Consider the following 18,637-nt stretch of genomic DNA (forward strand, 5'->3'; position numbering starts at 1 on the left):
ACCGCGGCCGTCAGCGCTTCGGCCTGGCGGGTTCGGGCGCGGGCTCGCGAGGGGGCGCGGCGACCGGGCCGCGCACGCCGTCCAGGACGGCCTGGCCCTGCCTGTCGACGAACTTCGTGAACAGCTCCTGCGAGTACCCGAGGACGACCGCCCAGGCGATGATCTGCCCCGGCGAGTCGAGCGCGCTGAGCCCGGGGACGAACCCGCCGCGCATCAGCAGCAGCCCGAGCACCGCGGTCAGCGCCCCGGTCGGCAGCTTGAGCACGGCCAGCGCGACGGGTATCCCGAACGCCGTGGACGTCCCGCGGATCTTGCGCAGCGCCGAGGTCGCCGCGATCCCGGCCGCGACCAGGCCGATGAGCATCACGACGATGTAGTCGCCCCATCCGGCGACCTCGCGCGTCCGCGTGTCGAGTTGGTCCGCGGGCACCGACGGCGCCGCGCCGGTGGGGCAGACCACGCTGAAGTCGCCCCGCGCGCCGGGGCTCGGCGCCGGGGTGAAGCACAGCGGGACCTCCGTCCGCCACAGCGCCGACAGCACCCCGATCACGATCACCGTGCAGAACAGGAACACGGCGATCCACCGGACGATCCGCACGAAGCTCTCCGCGCGGAGCTTCTCCCGCAGCGCGGCCTGGCGCGCGGCGTCCACCGCGTCCACCAGCGTCACGAGCCGTCCCTCGGTCAGGGGCGCGGGGCGGCCGGCCTCCTCGGCCTCCCGTACCTCCCTGGCCAGCCTCTCGACGAAGATCCGGTGCTCGTCGGTCACCGCGAGATGCTGCCTGACCAAGGCGGACATCGCGGGCAGGAACGATCGCAGCTCCTCCGGCGAGAGCGTCCGCATCCACAGCGAGCGCGCGTAGTTCAGGTGGAGCTGGGCGGTCGTGACATGCGACGCCGTCAGGTTCCTCCGGTGGGCGCCGGGATCGAGGACGTCCATCGCGCGATCGAGCGCCTGCCGCGCGCCGCGCAGCAACTCGGAGTGGTTCGCACCGTCCGACGGCTCGGCGAGGATCGCGCGGAGTTCGTGGACGCCCGCGCGCACCTCCTCGCACAGCACCCACGAGCCGCGCTCGCGCTCCCACTCGTCGAGCCTCCTGGCGCCGGGGATCCAGCCCGCCATCCGCCGAGGTCCCTTCGATCAGGCGGCCAGCGGCGCCTTCTCCAGCCAGGCGGCGTCCCAGGTCTCCTGGTCGACCTGGCCCGTCGCCGGAAGGCCGAGGGCGCGCTGCATCAGGATGCACGCGCTCGCGTCCTCGTCGTCGTAGTGGCCGTCGATGTTCTTGATCCGCCAGCCGCGCGCGTCGACCTGGCGCTCCCACGTCAGCACGTCCTCACCCTCGGAGCCGAACTGGAGGATCTCCTCGGGCGCCGGCGGCGGGAGCATGCCGCGCGCCTCCCAGGACGCCTGCCAGGTGATCGGCCCGACGATGCCGTCGGCCTTCAGCCCCTTCTCGGTCTGGAAGTTCGTGCAGGTCCGCTTGCTGAGCGGCCCGTACTTCCCGTCCGGCGTGATGTTCCAGCTGCGCCGCTTCATCTGCTGCTGCCACTCCCGGACGCCGGGGCTGCTCGTGATCGGGGGGTAGGTCATCAGCGGGGGCTTGAACGGTGGGGTCGACATGACGCCTCCTCTGGATCGACTCCCTTCCAAAGGATCCCGTCCTCTCCAGGCAAGCAGCGAACCGCCGGCGGGACCACCAAACAGAGGTATCAGAGCCCCCTTTTCTGCACATTCTCGGCGGGGCGGAGCTTGCGCGCGGAGTGGGGTGTCCAGAGCGGCGGTCGCGGTGCGAACGCGCCTGCTCTGGACACCCCTCGGTCCGGCGTCAGTCCCGGAGAACGATGTTCCTGTAGTAGTGCTTCAGGATCCTGGAGGGGCTCCAGCCCGCATCGGCCTTGTCGCGGGAGCCGTGCTGCGACATCCAGTTCCCGTCCTGCCAGGCGGGGCACGCCGTCGTGTCCTCGCAGTACTGCGCCTGGAGGATCTTCCCGCTACGGGTCATCCGGGTCCTCCACGTCGCGTCCACCGCGGCGCTCGCCGCCGCCGTCGCGGAGCCGGGCCTGTACACCTGGCTGGACGTGTCGTCGTGGACGTCGAAGCAGTCGCCCCACGGCGTCCTGCGCGTCGAGTGCAGAGCCCAGTACCAGCCGTAGCTCTTCACGGCCATCGCCCCGGCACGCAGCGACGCCTTCGGCCAGCGCGGCCCCCACTCGTTGGGCAGGACGTTCTTGACGTAGTACTTGAACTTCACCCTCTCCACGCGCCCCTGGGACGTCCGGTACACGAGGATCGTCGTGGGCGGCTTGGTGTTCGTGCCGTCCGTCCTGCATTCGGTCGGCCCGGAGCTCAGCGGCTTGTGCGAGGCGTTCTGGTTCTTCAGGCGGGGGTTCAGGTTGCCCTTGCCGCCCTTTTTGAAGTCCTGGTAGATGCCGCCGTGGTCGCTGTTGTAGTACACCCGGACGGTCTGGCCGGTGCGGTTCCAGACGGAGGCGGCGGCGTTCTTGACGCACTTGCCCTTGCCGCTGCCCTGGCCCTTGAACTCGTAGCAGCCGGGCTGCTTGGCGCCGTAGTCGGCGACCGAGCCCCCGAGGTCCGAGACCGAGCCCTTGTTCCCGCTGTTGAAGTAGTAGCAGAACTCGCCGCTGTCGCACTTGCCATTGCGCTCCGCCGCCGAGGCGGGCGCCTGCGTGGCGGCGAGCACCGTTCCGCCCAGTATCACCGCGGTGAGTCGAGAGATCAGCGATAAGGTCCGTTTCGACACGGTGGCCCTCCTTTCCGTTAGAGGACTCGGGCGTTACCGGACGTTGTAGCCCTGGGAGCGCCAGAACGAGTTCGGGTTCGGGTTCGCCAGGTGCTCGTCGCCGCTCGGGGACGCGTGCGTCTGCCGTCCGGGGCGCATCTCCACGTGGGTGTGCGCGGACGAGCTGGACGACACCCCGCGCCACGCCTCGTTGGCGATGACCTGGCCCTTGCGGATCGACTGGCCCGCGCGCAGGGAATTGCGCGGATCGGTGTGGAGGTAGATCACCGTCCTGCGCAGCGAGGCGTTGTAGACGGCGATCGTGGAGAGCCCCGCTCCGCCGTCGCGCCCTTCCACGACACGGGTGACCTTGCCGCTCACCAGGGCGTAGACGTTCGAGCCGCGGCTGCGGGCGAAGTCGATGCCCTCGTGCCGGCCGGACCTGTGCTGGTAGCCGTCGAAGGGGCAGGTGAGCCGTCCGCCGCGGGCCTGGTAGAGCGCGGACGACATGTTCACGCGATTGCGCGGCGAGAGCTCGTGCGAGGCGTTCTGGTTCTTCAGGCGGGGGTTCAGGTCGCCCTTCTCGCCCTTTTTGAAGTCCTGGTAGATGCCGCCGTGGTCGCTGTTGTAGTACACCCGGACGGTCTGGCCGGTGCGGTTCCAGACGGAGGCGGCGGCGTTCTTGACGCACTTGCCCTTGCCGCTGCCCTGGCCCTTGAACTCGTAGCAGCCGGGCTGCTTGGCGCCGTAGTCGGCGACCGAGCCCCCGAGGTCCGAGACCGAGCCCTTGTTCCCGCTGTTGAAGTAGTAGCAGAACTCGCCGCTGTCGCACTTTCCGTCGCGGTCGGCCGCCGAGGCGGGCGGTGCGGCCGCGACCGCCGTTCCTCCGATCGCCGCCGCGGCGGCGGCCACGGAGAGGACCTTGTTGAGCGTCGTACCCATGGTGTTTCTCCCTTTTCTCTTCGCCGGGATGGTCCCGGCGTGCTTGTCGCGGGGTCCTGGTGAAGTCAGCGGCGCCGGTACTCGCCCGACGAGGAGCACGCTGGCCTTGGCGCCCGGGGTCGGCTTCTCGCTCGCCCGCCGCGGATCGATCTGGGCCGCCTTGACGAGCGCCTCCATGTCCACACCCGGCAGTGAGGCCGCCTGAGCCGGCGTGGTCGTGGTCGGCGAGGTGAGCAGGGCGGCCGCCGCGAGGGTGGCCGCGCATGCGGACGGCTTCATCGGTCCTCCTGGTCGCGGATGCGCCGGGCTGATGCCACGGCGGGGCCGGCCGCCGCGGATCGCGCACGCGTCGGCGGGAGGGAAAGGCGGTGTTCGCGGGCAGGGACGGGACCCCGCAGGGGACGGACCGCTGCCCTGTCGAGCCGCCGGGACGGTGGACGGACGCAGACCCGTCAGCAGCGCTTGCTGGTCGAGGCCCTGGGCCCGTCCGGGATCCAGCCGGCCGCCTGGGTGCAGTGCGCCAGCGTGCGGGTCCCGAGCGACCAGATCTGCTTCGTCCGGGTCCGGCACCGGGTGCCGTTCAGAGAACGGTCGGAACTGTCGGCGACCGCCACGCACGCGTTCCACGTCCGGTGAGAACCGCGGTAACCGGCCCAGACGAAGAGATAGGCCCAGTTCTTACCGCACCCCGTGAACTGCTTCACCGACGCGAAGGTCTGCCCGCCGTGTCGAATATGGGCGGTCGAGCCGATCTGAACGATGCTCCTACAACCGGGCGCGGACTCGGCCTGCGCGGTCACGGGAATCGCGCCGATCGCCGGTACGGCCAGAAACGCCGCCAGCGTGCCCGTGGAGAGTCTCATCATCGAAGCCCCCTTGTGCCGCCACCCCCCTTGAGTGGCGGGCAGTGACCACCTTGCCGAGGGCCGCGCGGTGTCAGGTACCCCCTGTGACAGGTTCTGACATGCTCTTACACGGTCGGGCGCTACCGGACGACGTTGACCACGAAGTACACGGGACGGGCGCTGGGAAAGAGTTGCCTGCCCTCGCCGTCGACCATCTTCCAGGCCACCCAGCACGACCCAGGAGCGGCCGGTGCGGTGACGGGAACACTGATCCGAACGCGGGCCCCCGGCCCGGTATCGGGAATCGGCACCTTCGCCGGAGTCAAACAGGTGCCGTTGTCGGCGGGCAGCGCCGCGCGTTGCAGAAAGCGCCCGTGCCAGTGGACGGCGCCCGCGTTCTTGAGCTCCCAGGTCTTGATGAACCGCTGCCCGGTCCTCACCACCGTGCCATCGGGAATCGTCACGTCGCCGACGAAGGCGCTCGCGTCGCCGGAGAAAAGCGGGGCCGTCGACATCGTCGTCTTCCGGGCCTCGGCCCCGACCTTCGGCTCCGGCTGACCTCCGGAGGCGAGCAGTAAGGACACTCCGACGCCCGCGCCGCCCAGCGCCCCGCAGCCCGCGACGATCGCGATGACACGGCGGCGCCGCCTCCGCGCGGGGCCGGGCGTGGGCACCACCGCCGACTCGTCCCCGCCCTCTTCTGCTCCGGAACCGGGGACGGCCGCTGCGGGGGCGCCGGAGGCGACGGCGTCCGAGCCGAGCGCGGCGCACCAGTGCTCCCGCCACTCCTCGACGTCGCCTCCGCAGGCCTCGACGAAGGCCTGCGTTGTCGTCCAGCTCGGGAACCTCGTTCCCTTGGCCGCCTCGTGCAGGGTCGCATGGCTGACCGACCGCGACTTGGCCGCCATGACCCGAAACGAGGGATTCCCCGCCTCCGCGCGCAACCGCCGGAGCCGCTCGGCGAACCGGTCCCGCGCGTCCTGACCTCCGGTAGAGGGCAACGCACCAGAGTCGCTCATGGTCCACCTCGCCAGACCGGTCGTCGGTGTCAAAGGGATCGGTGCAACAGTGACATGGATCGAACCACTCGGTAAGCCATTTCCGTTCGGTTGTGTTGATCACCTGACCGGGAATGGCCACGGCATCGCAACGCGCGGGAAGGTCGCCTGATCAGCGCCGCCACCGATGCGAGCTCGGCCACGTCGGACCTTGCGCACGGGGCCCGCCGATATGTGAACGGTCCATTTTCACATGGGTGCGAACTTGATCGCGAACATCTGGCGAACCGTGCGTGGACCTCGCGCTCTCGGAGGCGGGGCGTCCCGGCATGGGTGGGAGGGAGGGCCCGGCAGTCGGCTTCGGGATCCTGGGCGAACGGCCTGTGGAGATGATGAAGTCGCCGCCGTAGGCTGAAATACAGGGATTGTTCACCAATTCAGTGCCCGCTTTATTCATTTTGCCGCTGCACCTTCAGGAGACCACGCTGATGTGAGGGGATTGCGACCTGGATGTCCCGGTCGAAGGAACGTGTCACCACCTTGATCGGAGGGCGCCGCCAAGACGCCGAAGCAGGCCGCGGAGCCGTCCGCCGGTGTGCGCCCTCTCGGCAGGGTGGCGGACTCCTCCCACATCCGCCGCGGCCGACGGCGAGTTTCCCGGCCATCTCCTCCTCCTGGCCGAGCCGGGCTGAGCACAGCGCCCGAGTAGGACGGCGGCGAGCTTCTGGAGGACGCCCAGATCGCGGACCGGTCGGCGCGCGGTGTCCATCCCGCCCGGGATCGTCCCGGAGTCGCGAACGCACCTGGCCGAATTCGCCGAGGACGGGCCTGCCCGCCGCGGGTCGCCGGCCTTCCCGATCTCCAGTTCCACGACCTGCGCCGATTCACCGACGAGCACAGATCAGCTGAACTATGTCCGGAAATCGTGACATTCCGAGCTTGTTGCTGATCTTCAGGCCACAATCTCGTTTGCGGATCAGGTCGTCCTCGGTCGCCGTTCAGCGCCTGGGGAGGACGAAACGCATCGAGTTCGGGGGAGCGCCAACGCGATGGTGGTCAAGAACGATGAGCTGGTCGATCCGGTCGTGGCGGCCGAGCGGGGCCCGGCGCCGACCCGCACGCCCTATTGGACATGGCTGAGCCCCGGCGGGCTGGCGCTGGCGGTCCTGCTGACCGGGCTGGGCACGCCGTCCCTGTGGCGCGACGAGGCCGCGACCATCTCGGTCGCCCGGCGGCCCCTCCCGGACATCCTCCGTCTGCTGGGCAACATCGACGCCGTCCACGGCCTGTACTACCTGCTGATGCACCCGGTCATCGCCGTCTTCGGCACGAACGAGTGGGCGTTGAGACTCCCTTCGGCGCTGGCCGGGGCGGTGGCGGTGGGCGGTGTCGCCGCGATCGGCGCCCGGCTGTGCTCGGCACGCGCGGGCGTACTGGCCGGGTTGCTGTGCACGGTGGCGCCGATGTTCTCCCGGGTGGGGCAGGACGCCCGGTCGTACGCGCTGGTCATGGCGCTCGCGGTGCTGGCGAGCCTGCTGCTGGTGCAGGCGACGCAGACCGGTTCCGCGCGATGGTTCGTCGCGTACTCCGCGATGATGGCCCTGTTGGGCGCGGCGCATCTGGTCGCGGCGCTGCTGCTGGCGGCGCATGGTGCGACCCTGCTCGTCCATGCCCGCCGGGCGGTGTTGGCCCGCTGGCTCGCGTCCGCCGGCGCGGCCGGGGCCGCGACCGCCCCGCTGGCCGCCCTGGCGAGCACACAGCAGTCCGCGATCGGCTGGATGAGCTCTCCCGGCTTAGCCGAACTCGGTGAGGTCGTCTCCGCGCTGACGGGGTCGTTCACGTTGATCGTCCCGATCGTGCTGCTGGTCCGCTCCAGGGGCACCGCGCCGCTGGTGGCGCTGGCGCTTCCGTGGCTGCTCCTGCCGCCCGTGGTCCTGCTGACCGTCTCGCTGGCCCACCCGCTCTACAACGTCCGGTATCTGCTGTTCTGCCTGCCCGCCGCGGCCCTGCTCGCCGGGGCCGGCCTTGCCCGGTTGCACCTCCGGCTCCAGGCCGTCGCGCTGGTGGCCGTCGTGGCGGTCGTCGTGCCGCCCCAACTGGCTGTTCGGAATCCCAGGGGACATCTGGACGACCTGCGAACCACGGAGAGAGTTCTGAGCGCGCTGTCCAGGCCCGGTGATGCCGTGGTGTTCCTTGAGGGCTTCGGACGGAGCATGTCCATGCCCTATCCGACCGGCTTCTCACGGCTCCGTGATGTCGGCTTGGCGCGTTCCCCCAGCGCCTCGGCCACCATCGACGGGGTGTCGGTTCCCGACTCCGAGCTCAGACACCGGCTGAGGACCGCTCCCCGCGTATGGCTGCTGACCGGCCTGGGGCACAAGGGCCCCGCGAGCCCCGAGGACGAGCGGAAGGTGGCAGCGCGGGCCGAGGCGCTCCGTCCCGATGGCAGCACGTATGCCCTTGTGGAGCGCCGCCAGGTCCGCCGTCTCCTGCTCAGCCTCTACGAACGACGTCCCGGCCGTTAGCGGCGGTTTCTACGGACCATCCAGTCGCCTGGTGACCGTGTCGAGTGTGGGCCAAGGAGGGCCGTCGCGCAGCGAGCGCAGGAGTTCCTCTCCGAATCGCCTTCCGCCGGGGAGTCGGTCGCCGAGTTCCCAGCGCCAGGCGGCGACCATCGCGAGGACGAGTTGCCGGCACTCGTCCAGCAGTCCTCGGTCGAGGTTCGGGTAGTGCTCGCAGACCGCCTCGGTGACGTGGGCGAGATCGAACTCGACGGGTCCGCGGCAGCACGTCTCAAGGTCGATGAACAACGGGCCGTGCTCCGTGTTGAGCAGATTGCCCGGATGCGGCTCGCCGTGGAGTAGTTGCTCCACGGCGCCGCGGTCCTCGACCGTCCGCCGCAGGCTTGCGAGTCTGCTGCTGAGGAACACGCGGTCGGTGCCGTCGAGCTCTGGCGAGAGCTCCGGGTCGGCGACGACGTCTTGCGCCTGCGCGATGCGATCGGTGAACCGGGGGCTCGGCACGTCGACCTTGCGCATGCCTGCGTGGAGCCGCTCCAACGCTTTGGCGTAGTCGAGGGGTGCGGTGTGAGGTGCCACGGGTTCGTAGTAGGACCACAGCGTCACTGTGAAGCCATCCCTGGAGTACACACGTGGGTCCACCCGAGGTTCCAGGAGTCCCGTCGGGCATCCGACCTGGGCGAGCCGTTGAGCGAGCTCAACTTCTAGGTGTGCGTCCTCTTGCCCGACAGGGGCGACCCGGGCAAGGACGTCGCACGGCGTCAGCCGCAGCGCCAGCCTGTTGGAGCTGTGGAGGACGAGCGCGTTGTCGGCCGGCAGATCCAGCGATGCGGCGACCGAAGTCGCGGCCGCGATCGCGCGCGTGATGTCGGTCATCTCCACCGTCGGATCTTGGCACACCCGATCCACGATTCTCGGGGGCCGGCCACCAACACAGCGCGTGGACGGACGGGGTGTGCGAGCTGTGTGGGAGGCGGTGGGTGCCCAGCCCGCCGCCTCTTACCGCCTTCCGGCGGGGACAGAACCGGCCCAACAGTGCAAGGTGCAGCCGGAAAGGGGACCGCCTCTCGTGCTATGGTCCCGGCCCGCGCTACTGGAGCAAAACGTCATCGACGGGTGACGCGGGCTCGGCTGTACGCCCGACAGCAATGGCCAACGCCTTTCGGGACTTCAGGAGGGAACGTGCGCGTGCTCTTGTTCCCGTCAGGTGCGCGACCATCCGGCCTTGAGGGCTCGGGCCACATGCCGTGCGGGGGCAGTGCACGTTAGGCGTTGAAGTGGATGCGACGACCGGGCCTCTGACGGCATCGAGATGCGGATGTAGTGCTCGCGCGGATGTCGCCAGGCATGGCCCTCTTCACGTCCGGCGGCGCGTTTGGCGGCGGCGCTTGGGGGCAGCGCGCTTCAGCGGTGCCTTCTTACCGGTGGGCTGCTGTTGCGGTTTGCGGCCACGGGAGCTGTTGGGAGTGCGACCGCGGACGATGCCGATCAGTTCCTCCATGAGGTCGGTCGTCACAGCCTCAAGCCAGGCCAGACCGATCTGGGACTGAGGAGCGTCGGTCACGGTGCGGTAGGTGAGGTCTCTGCGGTGGTGGAGGCGGGCCAAGGACTGCGGGAGCAGCAGGACGCCGGCCCCCGACGCCACCAACCCGATCGCGTCAGCGGTGTTCTCAGGACGGGTGAAGGCGGGCTGCCCGGGACGGTCATCCCAGGTCAGGACGTCGTCGAGCGGTTCGAACACGTCCTCGTCGGCGAGATCGGCAAGCTCCACCTCCTCGACCGCGGCCACGGCGTGGTCCTTCGGCACCACCACCACGGTCGTCTCCAGGTACAGCGGGATCACATGAAGGGCGGCGCGGTCGACGGGCAGGCGTACGAACGCCGCGTCCACACCACCGTCCCGCAGCACGGGCACGACCTCGGCGGCAGGCATCTGCATCAGCCGAAGCGGCACCTCCCGCACCCGTTCGGCCCACACCCCCGCCCACTTCCCGGGCGTCACCCCTGGCACGTAGGCCAGCCGGAACTCAGCATCGGTCACTTCATCAGCCTAGCCACGACCGGGCGGCTCCCTCCCGCTGACTACCCTTGTGGTCATGAGCACGTCCAAGGCGAAGACGCCGCAGACCATGAAACCCGCGACCGCGGCCAAGAAGCTGGGAATCCTGCTGTCAGCAGCGCCCGCCGAGTTTCAGGAGGGCCCCGTCTCCCGAAACGAATTGAACGCGCTCCAAGCCGACCCGCCCTCCTGGCTCGCCGACCTGCGCCGCGAGGGCCCTCACCCCCGCCAGGTCGTCGCCGCCAAGCTCCGCGTCTCCGCCTCGGGCCTGGCCCGTGCCGGCATCACGGGCCCGCTCACCACTGCCGAGATCGAGAACCTGAAGGCCGAGAACCCCGACTGGCTGGAACGGGAGCGGGCCATCCAAGCCGAAGTCCGCAAAGAGAATCTCCGCCTCAAGCAGCAGCGCGCCAAGACCTGACTCACGCGAGGTTGGCAGAACCACGATGGTTCGCGCGCTGCGAGTGACGGTCCCCTGCTCGGTGACATAGGCGATAGCCGGTTCTCCGGTCACACCGCCAGTGGATGGCGCGCCCAGATCGTTCTCGGCAAACCGGCTCCTTTGCCGCCCGAACCCAAGGCGACTGTCTTCGCGCTTCCACCCGCGACCACGAAGTCTGATCGTGAGCGGCCCCGGGCTGCCTCATGGCAGAGTCCCTTCTGCGGCAGCCGACGTCAGCGAACCCGACCGGTGGCTGCCCTGAATGGCACCCGGCGGAAGGCTTACTCGATCAACCCGCTCGCGGTCGCCCGCCCCGCGGGCGTTTCGCGAGGCCATTAGACGAGCGATGCGCGTGCATGTAGGCGTGTCGAAAAACCCTCCCGAGCACGACGGCGGAGAGGGAGCGCCGGCGACGTCCCCGAGGCGGCCGGGGACGTGGATCCGGTGGGTACCGGGGGCGGGCCTGAAAACTCGTGCGTTCCCTGAGGCCATTGGTGACCGTGGCACCGTCGTGAATCAATGGGAACTGCGGGACGAAAGTGCTTCGTCGTCGTCCCGGTCGGGGACGTCGACGAGCTTCGGGTCAGGGAGTTCTTTGGTCCGAAACCTGTAACCTTCTGGCCGCCTTCTGGCCGCGTCGGGGCCCCATTCGATCACCCTCCCTGGCGATCAAATGGGCCAAAAATGATCGGCCCTCGCGCACGTGGTGCACTGATAGAGAGGCCGGGAGGGGCCCAGAGCAGGGAAAATGAGGCCGCTGCGATTAATCATGAAATGGCGGGTAGAGGGCAACCGACATTCCTTCCGAGGTCAAAAGAGGAAATCATGAGCGTTCCGGTGTGCGGAAACTGTGGCCGCGTCCGGTGCATCTGCTCTCCCACGCCCCATCCTGGCCCCCATCACCTCGATCACCCCTAGTCGGCACCAGCACCACACGGCCCCTCGACCCACGAGTCGAGGGGCCGCTGCGCGGCCGCGCCCGGAAGCCGCCGAAGATGTCTCGCCGACATGTGTCGGCGGTTCCCTCCCGAACGCGTCCCAGGGCCGGAGCGGGGGACTCTGCGCAGGTCACGGCGCGTACACGCCGCTCGTCCGCCGGACGGATTCCGGCCCGGACACGCGGACAGGACGCGGGCCGGATAACCAAGCGGCGTCGCCTCGGGCACAGCGGGGCGGTCGAAGGCAGCGTCTGGCGCGTGAAGGCCATCAAACGCAGCCGCTACGGCCGCCGAACTCGACCTCCTCCGAAAGATCATCCTCTGCGCGGACCGAACCGATCTCCACCATGAGTGACCACTTCGCCGGAACCCACAGGCTCCAAGAGTCACAGCCTGGAACAACGTCACGGACGGGACAGGGGCCGTAGCGCGCTCATCGCGCAGGTTCGCCGCGAGTGTTCAGCGGCCGCCGCGTCCTATCGTTCGTTTCGGGAGGTGGCGCGTGCGGCGCCGGCCCCGAGTACCAGGCCCACGCCCACCAGCCACCACTGCCCGGTGACGGCGGAGGCCACGACTCCGAGAAGCAGACCGGTTCCCGCGCCCAGCGTGAATCTCCCCTTGCCCACCGGTCCTCCTGATTGAGTGTAAAGTTATAGAGCCATGCGAACAATAGCAGGGGAGGGGATCGGAGCCGTGCCCCAGACGAGGCGGCAGTTCACCCGGCGGTTCGGCCGACGCCGCGCGGTGATCCTCGCGCCACTGGTGATCGCCATGTTGGTCCTGCCCGCGCTGACCCTGGCGATGCGCTCGCGGCTCCCGGCCCAAGCGGCCCTCTCCGCTGACCCGGACGACAGGCTGTCGTGGCCGATTCTCAACGCGGTGACGGCGGCATGGCTGCTGGTGGGGACGGTGGCCTTGGCGGCATGGCTCCACCGTCACCGGCTCTCCCCGGTGGGAGTCCGCTGGCCCGCACCGTTCACCTGGGCCGCCGGGGCCGCGGCGTGCGTGCGGTCGCTGTCGCTGGTGACCGGCAACCTCGACGACGCCCGGCCCCAGGCGTTTCACCCGGCCTGGTGGGCGCATCCGGCGGCGATCGCGGCGATCGCCGCCGTCTCCGGCGCCGTCGGGTGGGTCCTGGCCGGAGGCGACCCCGACCTGCCCACGGCGACCGTTCGCCCGGGCCCGGAGGCGCCCCGGATCACGTTGGCGCCCCATCAGCGAACGGCCTGGTGCCGGTCGGTGGTGTCCCACCGCACGTTCGCCGTCGCGGGGGTGCTCGCCGGGCTGGGGCTTCTCGGAGTCTTCACCATGCCCGGGATCGCCGGCGTGCTGACGGTGATCCTCGCGGCCCTGCTCGCCTCGCACGCCACCGTCACCGTGCGGATCGACCAGCGGGGCGTCACCCTCGCCCAGTCGATCCCGCGACGCGCCCTCATCACGGTGCCCTTCCACCACATCGAGCACGCGACGGCGGCGTCCTCACCCGCAGGGCTGCCCCGCGGCGCCTACGGGGTCGTCGCCGACGGGCGGGTCTTCGGCTACCGCTCACGAGCATCCGGCCCGGCGCTGCGGCTCACCCTCTCCGGCGGACGCGAATGCGTGTTCACCGTCGAGGATCCCGAGACGGCGGCGGCGTTGATCAACACACGGCTGGACGACCTGCCGGTCCCCGGCTCCACCCGGGGCGCCTCATGCTGATCACCATCGACGAGACCTCGAACATCCCCCTGGCCGACCAGATCGCCGCCGCCGTGCGAGGCGCCGTGATCCGGGGCGATTTCGCCCCCGGCGACCGGCTGCCCCCCGCCCGGGAGGTGGCCACCGCGCTCGGCGTCAACCTCCACACCGTCCTGCGCGGATACCAGCAACTGCGCGAGGAGGGCCTGGTCGACATGCGCCGCGGCCGAGCCACGACGATCGCCGCGTCCGCCGACGCCGCCGGCCTGGCGATCACCGAGCACATCCGCTCGCTGGTGGACCTCGCCCGCCGCTCGGGACTCGACGAACACGACCTCCACACCGCGATCTCCCGCGCCTTCGGCACCACCTGACGGTCACCGGCGGCTGGACGGCTCGATCCTGGTCTCGATGGACGCTCAGGACCCCAGCACGACGAGCCTGCCCGCCCACCAACCGGAGCAGCTCACCTACCGGAGGCAACGCGCCGCCAGCACGCCTGCAATCGCCCCACGGTTCCGGGATGTCGATGGCCGACCAGCCTCATCCCACGTAAAGGTCCTTCGGTATGTCCTGAGGACCAAGCCGGGGCGAGCGGTCAGCTAGCGAGCCGCATGACGCCAGGCCCCTGGAAGGTGACGATGTCGACGCTGACCTCCACCACCCGGGTGGGACGCACACGCATGCAGGGGCCGGCGCGGCCGTACCGGGCAGGCCACCGGCCCCAGCCGTGGAGGAGTACGCGGGCCAGGGCTGCCCGGGCCCGCCGGAGCGCAACAGCGCCCCGACCTGCTCGCGCGCCGCCCTCGGCAACGGGGAGGTCCGCCCGACCACCCGCAGCCGAGGAGACTCACGGTCGTAGCGGCCCAGCACGAGAATGCGGCGGCCCCGTGAGGGCGCCCAGGATGGCCAGAGTCTCATCGCGGTGCTTGATCTTCAGCCACCGGCGCACGTCAGGGGCGTGGGCTCGTCCGCGCGTTTGACGAACAACCCTTCGAAGTCGTGGACGGCGAGGAGCTCCAGCCAGAACCGGGCCTCACCGGCTTCGGCGGACTGTACTGACACGATCACCGGCGCGGAGCCCAAGACATGCCGGAGCAGCCGGCAGCGCTCGCGCAGGGAGCGGCGCCCGACGTCTCACCTGCGGCCGCCGCTGGGGTATGCGAGGCGGCGTGCTGGGAGATCCTTGGATGCCTGGTTCCGGAACATTAAGGATTTAGGGCACGCCGCCTCACTGATCTCCCTCCCCCCAGGAAGGACCACTAATCGTCAGGGAACAAAGGCAAGGGGCACACCATCAGCGGTGCGCCCCTTGCACAGGGGTTCTGGCTCCCGTATCTACGGGGGCGTATCAGGTGGTCACCAGCGGTACCAGCGGCCACGTCGGCCACCGGTACCGGCGGGCCGGACGACAAAGCCGATCAGCCAGATCAGCAGGACCGCGATCGCGATCCACCAAAGGATTTTCAGTGCGAACCCTGCGCCGACCAGGATGAGGAAGAGCAGCAGGACCAGTAGCAGCGGAACCATTGTGTTACCTCCCGGCGCCGGTATGCCCCCCACTTACCGATGTATTCCAAGAACCTTGCCGACCCACGTCCACGGCGGCTGGAACACACAGACCGCCAGGTCGCCGTGCCTGTGCGCGCTGGTGCGCGTCGCCCTCGTCCCCGGCTCCCACGCCGCCGCGCGCGCCGACCTCACTTGGCAAGGAGATATGTTGCCGACCTGCCAGAGCTTCAAGGTCCAGCTCTAACGGCGCGGCCGACCCCTGGGTCGGCTATGTCACAGATCGATGCGCGCGCCGACTCCGGTGAGCGGGACGGCGAGTCGGTGTTCGGATGTTCCAGCGCTACTGGTCACCGGATCATAGGCGCGCAATTGGATCCTGGCGTCGCCGAACAGGCCCTTACCGCTCGTACTGCCGCACGGCCACGCGCGTTCACCCTCGGCGTCCTGGCCATCGGTCACGCGCAGACCCTGGAAGCCGAGGCCGCGTGCGCGGTAGGCCATCAGCTCCTTGACCTGGCGGCCCAGATCTCATCGCGGCGGGTGTGCATCCGGCTCGGCGAGGTTCTCGATGCGCTCTCGCCCTACGAGAGCAATCGAGCCGTCGCGGAGCTGCGGGAGGCGGCCGAGCCGGTGTTGCGAGGTTGCGGGCTCTGACAGCGGGGAGCTGTTGCCCATGTTCGCAATGCCGGCCGAGGCCGAGGAAGTCCTCGCCGAAGTGGGTGCCCGCGGCCGGGTTCGTGTCGACGACGCTCGATTGGTGCCGGTGGTGGCCACGAAGATGATCGCGGCCAGGGCCTCTCGGTCCCCATACCGCCGCCGCCCGCCGCCCTGGGGTGGCCTCGGAGCGGGCGGCACTACCCGCTGGAACAACCCCCACAACTCCCCAGGCACCAACCGCTCGACCATCTCCACGCACGACAGGCGAACGCCGACCTATCAACGAGATGCCGTCCAAGAGTCTCGACGAGCCGGGCAAGCGGCGCGAGGTCGTCGAGGTGCTGCGGGCACAGCGCCGGGGTCGGCTGCGCGTCGGCGGGATGTCCAAGGGGATCGCCACCGCGATTCTGGCGGTCTTCCGGTGGTCGTCAGGGCGTTGTCGTCGGGGGCTGTCGAGGGGTTGCGGGATCTGCTGTGCTCGTCGGTCTGCGGGACCGGCATGCGGGACGCGGGGGCGGTTCCGATGACTTCGGGAATCGTCCGAGGCCGGGTCTGGTGCCGTCCCCGGCGGCAGGTAGCGCGCGGCCACGCACTGGGGTGCCCTCCGGCCCGCCGGGAGCCGAGGAAGTGAACGAGCCGCTGACGGGGCACTGGTGGATCAGATGCCGAACACGCGTGTCTCGCTGGAGCCAGCGCCGCCGGGCTCGGGCGGCACACCCGCCCCGGACGAGCCGACGAGCGCGCCCTCCAACGAGCCGCCGCCGGAGGTCCCTGCCGATGAGCCGTCCCCGACGGTGTCACCGTCTCCGTGAGGCGAGCACAAGCAGCCGGTGATGCCGCAAGGGCGCTAAGACCGCTCCCAGAGAGAGGGGCGGCTTCCTGTTTTTTGCCGGTGGTCCTTGTTCGCGCGCAGCCTGCCCGGCTCCGGGCTGTCCATCGTCGCCGAGACCGGCGGCGGCGTCGACCTGGAACCGGTGCCCGGCGGTGCCTTCGCGCGCGTCCGCTTCCTCGGCACATCCGAATACGCCCCCCGACCGTGCGGCCCGAAGGTCAGGTGTGCGGGAGGACGAGGCGGAAGGTGGAGCCGCGTCCGGGGGCGGTGTCGAGTTCGAGGCGTCCGTTGTGGTTCTCGGCGATGGCGGCGGCGATGGCCAGTCCGAGCCCGCTGCCGCCATGGTCACGGGAACGGGACCGGTCGACGCGGTAGAAGCGCTCGAAGAGGTGGGCGGCCCTGTCGGGGGTGAGACCGGGCCCCTCGTCCGCGACCTCGATGACGCAGACCGGCGTCCCGTCCTTCAACGCAGGGGAAGGGCTGAAGCGGCCGTCTCGGTCGGTGCCGCAGGACGGGCCGGCGCGAGCGCTGCCGACGCGGACGTGGATGGGTGTGCCGGACGGAGTGTGCACCAGGGCGTTGGAGATCAGGTTGGTCAGCACCTGCCGGAGCCGGTGGGAGTCTCCCGTGGTTTCCACGAGTTCCAGCTCTCCGGCGCCGTCGTCGAGGGGTTTCAGGGCGATGGGGCGGCCGGGGTGGCGGACGGCGGTGGCCCTGATCGCGTCCGCGGCGAGGGCGAGCAGGTCGACCGGCTCGGTGCGGTAGGCGGGTTCCTGGTCCAGCTTGGCCAGCAGGAGCAGGTCGTTGACCAGCACACTCATGCGTTCGGCGTTCTGGCGGATCAGCCGGTCGGCGGTGTGCCGCTCGGACGCGGGGAGATCCTGGTGGCGCAGCGACAGCTCGGCGAACCCCTGGATGGAGGTCAGCGGGGTGCGCAGCTCGTGCCCCGCGTCGGCGACGAAGCGGCGCAGCCGGGCCTCGGACGCCTCGTGTTCGCGCAACGCCCCCTGCAACCGCTCCAGCATGGTGTTCAGCACGCTCCCGAGGCGGCCGATCTCGGTGCGGGGATCGGTGTCGGTGACGCGTTCGTCCAGCCGTCCCGCGGTGATCTCTTCGGCGGTGCGCTCCATGCGGGTCAGCGGCAGCAGCCCGAGCCGCACCACCCATCGTCCAGCGATCACCAGGGCCGCCAGAGTGATCACCAGGACGACCGCGTTGAGCCACAGCAGTTTGGACATCGCGCCGTCGACGGTGTCGAGGGGGAGCGCGACGACGAAGACCTGCCCGTCGGGCGCGATCCCGCGCCGGACCCGCCAGCGCCCGTCGCCTCCGGTCGCGGGAAGGGTCGCGAGCCCGTCGTGGGGCATGGGCAGGCCGGCGGTGGTCCGCGGGAGGCGGGGCGCCGACTTGGGACCGCGTCCGAGGGATCGCGAGGAGAGCCGGCCGGCGTGGTCGTAGAAGAAGAGGCGGAACTCGGACGGAAGGTCGCCGTCGGACGGCGGTGGCGGGAGGGGCGCGCCGCGGCGCTCGGCGGAGTCGTCGAACCGGCTCGGCGTCGGCGGGAAATCGCGGAGCTGCTCGTCGACCCGACCGTGCAGCCACGACCGCAGAACCAGGTACCCGATCGCCTGCGAGGCCAGGACCGCTGCGGCCGCCAGGGCGGTGGCGCCCAGCACCAGCCGGCGGCGCAGCGAGCCGGGACCGCCGGGCAGCGGCCTGATCACGGCCCCGCCGACTCGGTGTGCTCGCGGGGCAACCGCAGGCAGTACCCCACTCCCCGGACGGTGTGGATGAGCGGCGGGTCGAAGCGGTCGATCTTGCGGCGCAGGTACTTGACGTAGGTCTCCACGATGCGGCCGTCGCCGTTGAAGTCGTACCGCCAGACGTGGTCGAGGATCTGGTTCTTGCTCAGGACCCTGCGCGGGTTGGCCATCAGGTAGGCCAGCAGGCTGAATTCGGTGGGGGAGAGCGGGACGTACTCGCCGGCGCGGTGCACTTCGTGCGCACCGGCGTCCAGGACCAGGTCGGCGTAGCGCAGCACGTCCTCCCCGGCCGTGTCACCGACGTCGGCCGCGCAGGACCGGCGCAGGATCGCCTGGACGCGCAGCAGCACCTCCTCCAGGCTGAACGGCTTGGTGACGTAGTCGTCGGCCCCGGCCGCCAGCCCGGCGATACGGTCCTGGACGTCGCCCAGCGCCGTCAGGAACAGGATCGGGGTGTCGACGCCCACGGCCCGCAGGCCCCCGGTGACGGCGAGGCCGTCCAGGTCGGGGAGCATCACGTCGAGGAGGATCAGGTCCGGGTGGAACCGCTCGACGGCGAGCAGGGCGCCCTGGCCGGTGTCGCAGCTGTCCACCTCGTAGCCCGCCAGCCGGAGGGTGGACTCCAGCAGGACGCGGATGCCGTCCTCGTCCTCCACGACCAGCACGCGCCGCGGGGGCTGCTCCGCGTCCTGCTCAGCCATGATCGATCACC

At 70.2% G+C, this 18,637-nt stretch carries 17 protein-coding genes and 1 pseudogene; 5 read left to right on the forward strand and 13 right to left on the reverse strand.

What is annotated here, in order from left to right:
- Positions 1-10 precede the first annotated feature (10 nt).
- The 6 genes from KLI87_RS36000 to KLI87_RS36025 all read right to left on the reverse strand — a co-directional run bounded on the left by KLI87_RS36000 (position 11) and on the right by KLI87_RS36025 (position 5,547).
- Complete coding sequence (locus KLI87_RS36000) at positions 11-1,123, reverse strand: hypothetical protein (RefSeq protein ID WP_214620610.1); 1,113 nt, start codon at positions 1,121-1,123, stop codon at positions 11-13.
- A gap of 18 nt (positions 1,124-1,141) precedes the next feature.
- The gene (locus KLI87_RS36005; protein ID WP_156218004.1) at positions 1,142-1,621 is read right to left on the reverse strand and encodes a peptidoglycan-binding protein; all 480 of its coding nucleotides are present in this window, start codon (positions 1,619-1,621) and stop codon (positions 1,142-1,144) included.
- Positions 1,622-1,826: 205 nt separating this feature from the next.
- A complete protein-coding gene (locus KLI87_RS36010) occupies positions 1,827-2,762 on the reverse strand; it encodes a peptidase inhibitor family I36 protein (RefSeq protein ID WP_214620611.1) in 936 nt (311 codons plus the stop codon).
- A 33-nt stretch (positions 2,763-2,795) separates the two neighbouring features.
- Complete coding sequence (locus KLI87_RS36015) at positions 2,796-3,962, reverse strand: peptidoglycan DD-metalloendopeptidase family protein (protein ID WP_214620612.1); 1,167 nt, start codon at positions 3,960-3,962, stop codon at positions 2,796-2,798.
- Positions 3,963-4,135: 173 nt separating this feature from the next.
- Positions 4,136-4,549 (reverse strand): hypothetical protein, encoded by a 414-nt coding sequence (locus KLI87_RS36020; RefSeq protein WP_214620613.1) that lies wholly within the window; start codon positions 4,547-4,549, stop codon positions 4,136-4,138.
- Positions 4,550-4,668: 119 nt separating this feature from the next.
- Positions 4,669-5,547, reverse strand: a complete 879-nt coding sequence (locus KLI87_RS36025) for an NBR1-Ig-like domain-containing protein (RefSeq protein WP_214620614.1) — start codon at positions 5,545-5,547, stop codon at positions 4,669-4,671.
- A 1,028-nt stretch (positions 5,548-6,575) separates the two neighbouring features.
- Between KLI87_RS36025 and KLI87_RS36030 the strand changes: the two genes are divergently transcribed.
- Complete coding sequence (locus tag KLI87_RS36030) at positions 6,576-8,051, forward strand: glycosyltransferase family 39 protein (RefSeq protein WP_214620615.1); 1,476 nt, start codon at positions 6,576-6,578, stop codon at positions 8,049-8,051.
- Positions 8,052-8,060: 9 nt separating this feature from the next.
- Here the strand turns inward: KLI87_RS36030 and KLI87_RS36035 are convergent, their stop codons facing one another.
- Complete coding sequence (locus KLI87_RS36035) at positions 8,061-8,921, reverse strand: phosphotransferase family protein (RefSeq protein WP_214620662.1); 861 nt, start codon at positions 8,919-8,921, stop codon at positions 8,061-8,063.
- A 481-nt stretch (positions 8,922-9,402) separates the two neighbouring features.
- Positions 9,403-10,086 carry a LysR family substrate-binding domain-containing protein gene (locus tag KLI87_RS36040; protein WP_308166462.1) on the reverse strand — a complete coding sequence of 228 codons (684 nt, stop codon included), beginning with the start codon at positions 10,084-10,086 and terminating at the stop codon, positions 9,403-9,405.
- 55 nt (positions 10,087-10,141) lie between these two features.
- Here KLI87_RS36040 and KLI87_RS36045 point away from each other — a divergent pair, with 55 nt between their 5' ends.
- The 3 genes from KLI87_RS36045 to KLI87_RS36055 all read left to right on the forward strand — a co-directional run bounded on the left by KLI87_RS36045 (position 10,142) and on the right by KLI87_RS36055 (position 13,535).
- Positions 10,142-10,525, forward strand: a complete 384-nt coding sequence (locus tag KLI87_RS36045) for a DUF5997 family protein (RefSeq protein ID WP_156218009.1) — start codon at positions 10,142-10,144, stop codon at positions 10,523-10,525.
- 1,652 nt (positions 10,526-12,177) lie between these two features.
- Complete coding sequence (locus KLI87_RS36050; RefSeq protein WP_214620616.1) at positions 12,178-13,182, forward strand: hypothetical protein; 1,005 nt, start codon at positions 12,178-12,180, stop codon at positions 13,180-13,182.
- Positions 13,176-13,535: a GntR family transcriptional regulator gene (locus KLI87_RS36055; RefSeq protein WP_214620617.1), complete on the forward strand. Its 360-nt coding sequence runs from the start codon at positions 13,176-13,178 to the stop codon at positions 13,533-13,535. The genes KLI87_RS36050 and KLI87_RS36055 overlap by 7 nt, the downstream gene beginning before the upstream one ends.
- Positions 13,536-14,097: 562 nt before the next feature.
- Here the strand turns inward: KLI87_RS36055 and KLI87_RS41320 are convergent.
- Together KLI87_RS41320 and KLI87_RS36060 are read right to left on the reverse strand one after the other, a co-directional pair.
- The gene (locus tag KLI87_RS41320; protein ID WP_284734282.1) at positions 14,098-14,232 is read right to left on the reverse strand and encodes a hypothetical protein; all 135 of its coding nucleotides are present in this window, start codon (positions 14,230-14,232) and stop codon (positions 14,098-14,100) included.
- Positions 14,233-14,520: 288 nt separating this feature from the next.
- Positions 14,521-14,691 (reverse strand): hydrophobic protein, encoded by a 171-nt coding sequence (locus tag KLI87_RS36060; protein ID WP_156218012.1) that lies wholly within the window; start codon positions 14,689-14,691, stop codon positions 14,521-14,523.
- 252 nt (positions 14,692-14,943) lie between these two features.
- Here KLI87_RS36060 and KLI87_RS36065 point away from each other — a divergent pair, with 252 nt between their 5' ends.
- Complete coding sequence (locus KLI87_RS36065) at positions 14,944-15,327, forward strand: hypothetical protein (protein WP_214620669.1); 384 nt, start codon at positions 14,944-14,946, stop codon at positions 15,325-15,327.
- Between the two features lie 105 nt (positions 15,328-15,432).
- On the opposite strand, the pseudogene KLI87_RS36070 reads toward KLI87_RS36065, so the two are convergent.
- From KLI87_RS36070 to KLI87_RS36080, 3 genes and pseudogenes are all read right to left on the reverse strand, one after another.
- Positions 15,433-15,579: pseudogene (locus tag KLI87_RS36070) on the reverse strand (IS5/IS1182 family transposase); the annotation flags it as partial.
- Between the two features lie 801 nt (positions 15,580-16,380).
- Positions 16,381-17,886, reverse strand: coding sequence for a cell wall metabolism sensor histidine kinase WalK (locus KLI87_RS40705; RefSeq protein WP_214620618.1), 1,506 nt, complete (start codon positions 17,884-17,886; stop codon positions 16,381-16,383).
- Entirely contained in the window at positions 17,883-18,626 is a 744-nt protein-coding gene (locus KLI87_RS36080; protein ID WP_156218015.1) for a response regulator transcription factor, read from the reverse strand. The genes KLI87_RS40705 and KLI87_RS36080 overlap by 4 nt, the downstream gene beginning before the upstream one ends.
- Positions 18,627-18,637 lie beyond the last annotated feature (11 nt).

This window comes from Actinomadura sp. NEAU-AAG7 (assembly GCF_018603865.1).
Taxonomy (GTDB): domain Bacteria; phylum Actinomycetota; class Actinomycetes; order Streptosporangiales; family Streptosporangiaceae; genus Spirillospora; species Spirillospora litoris.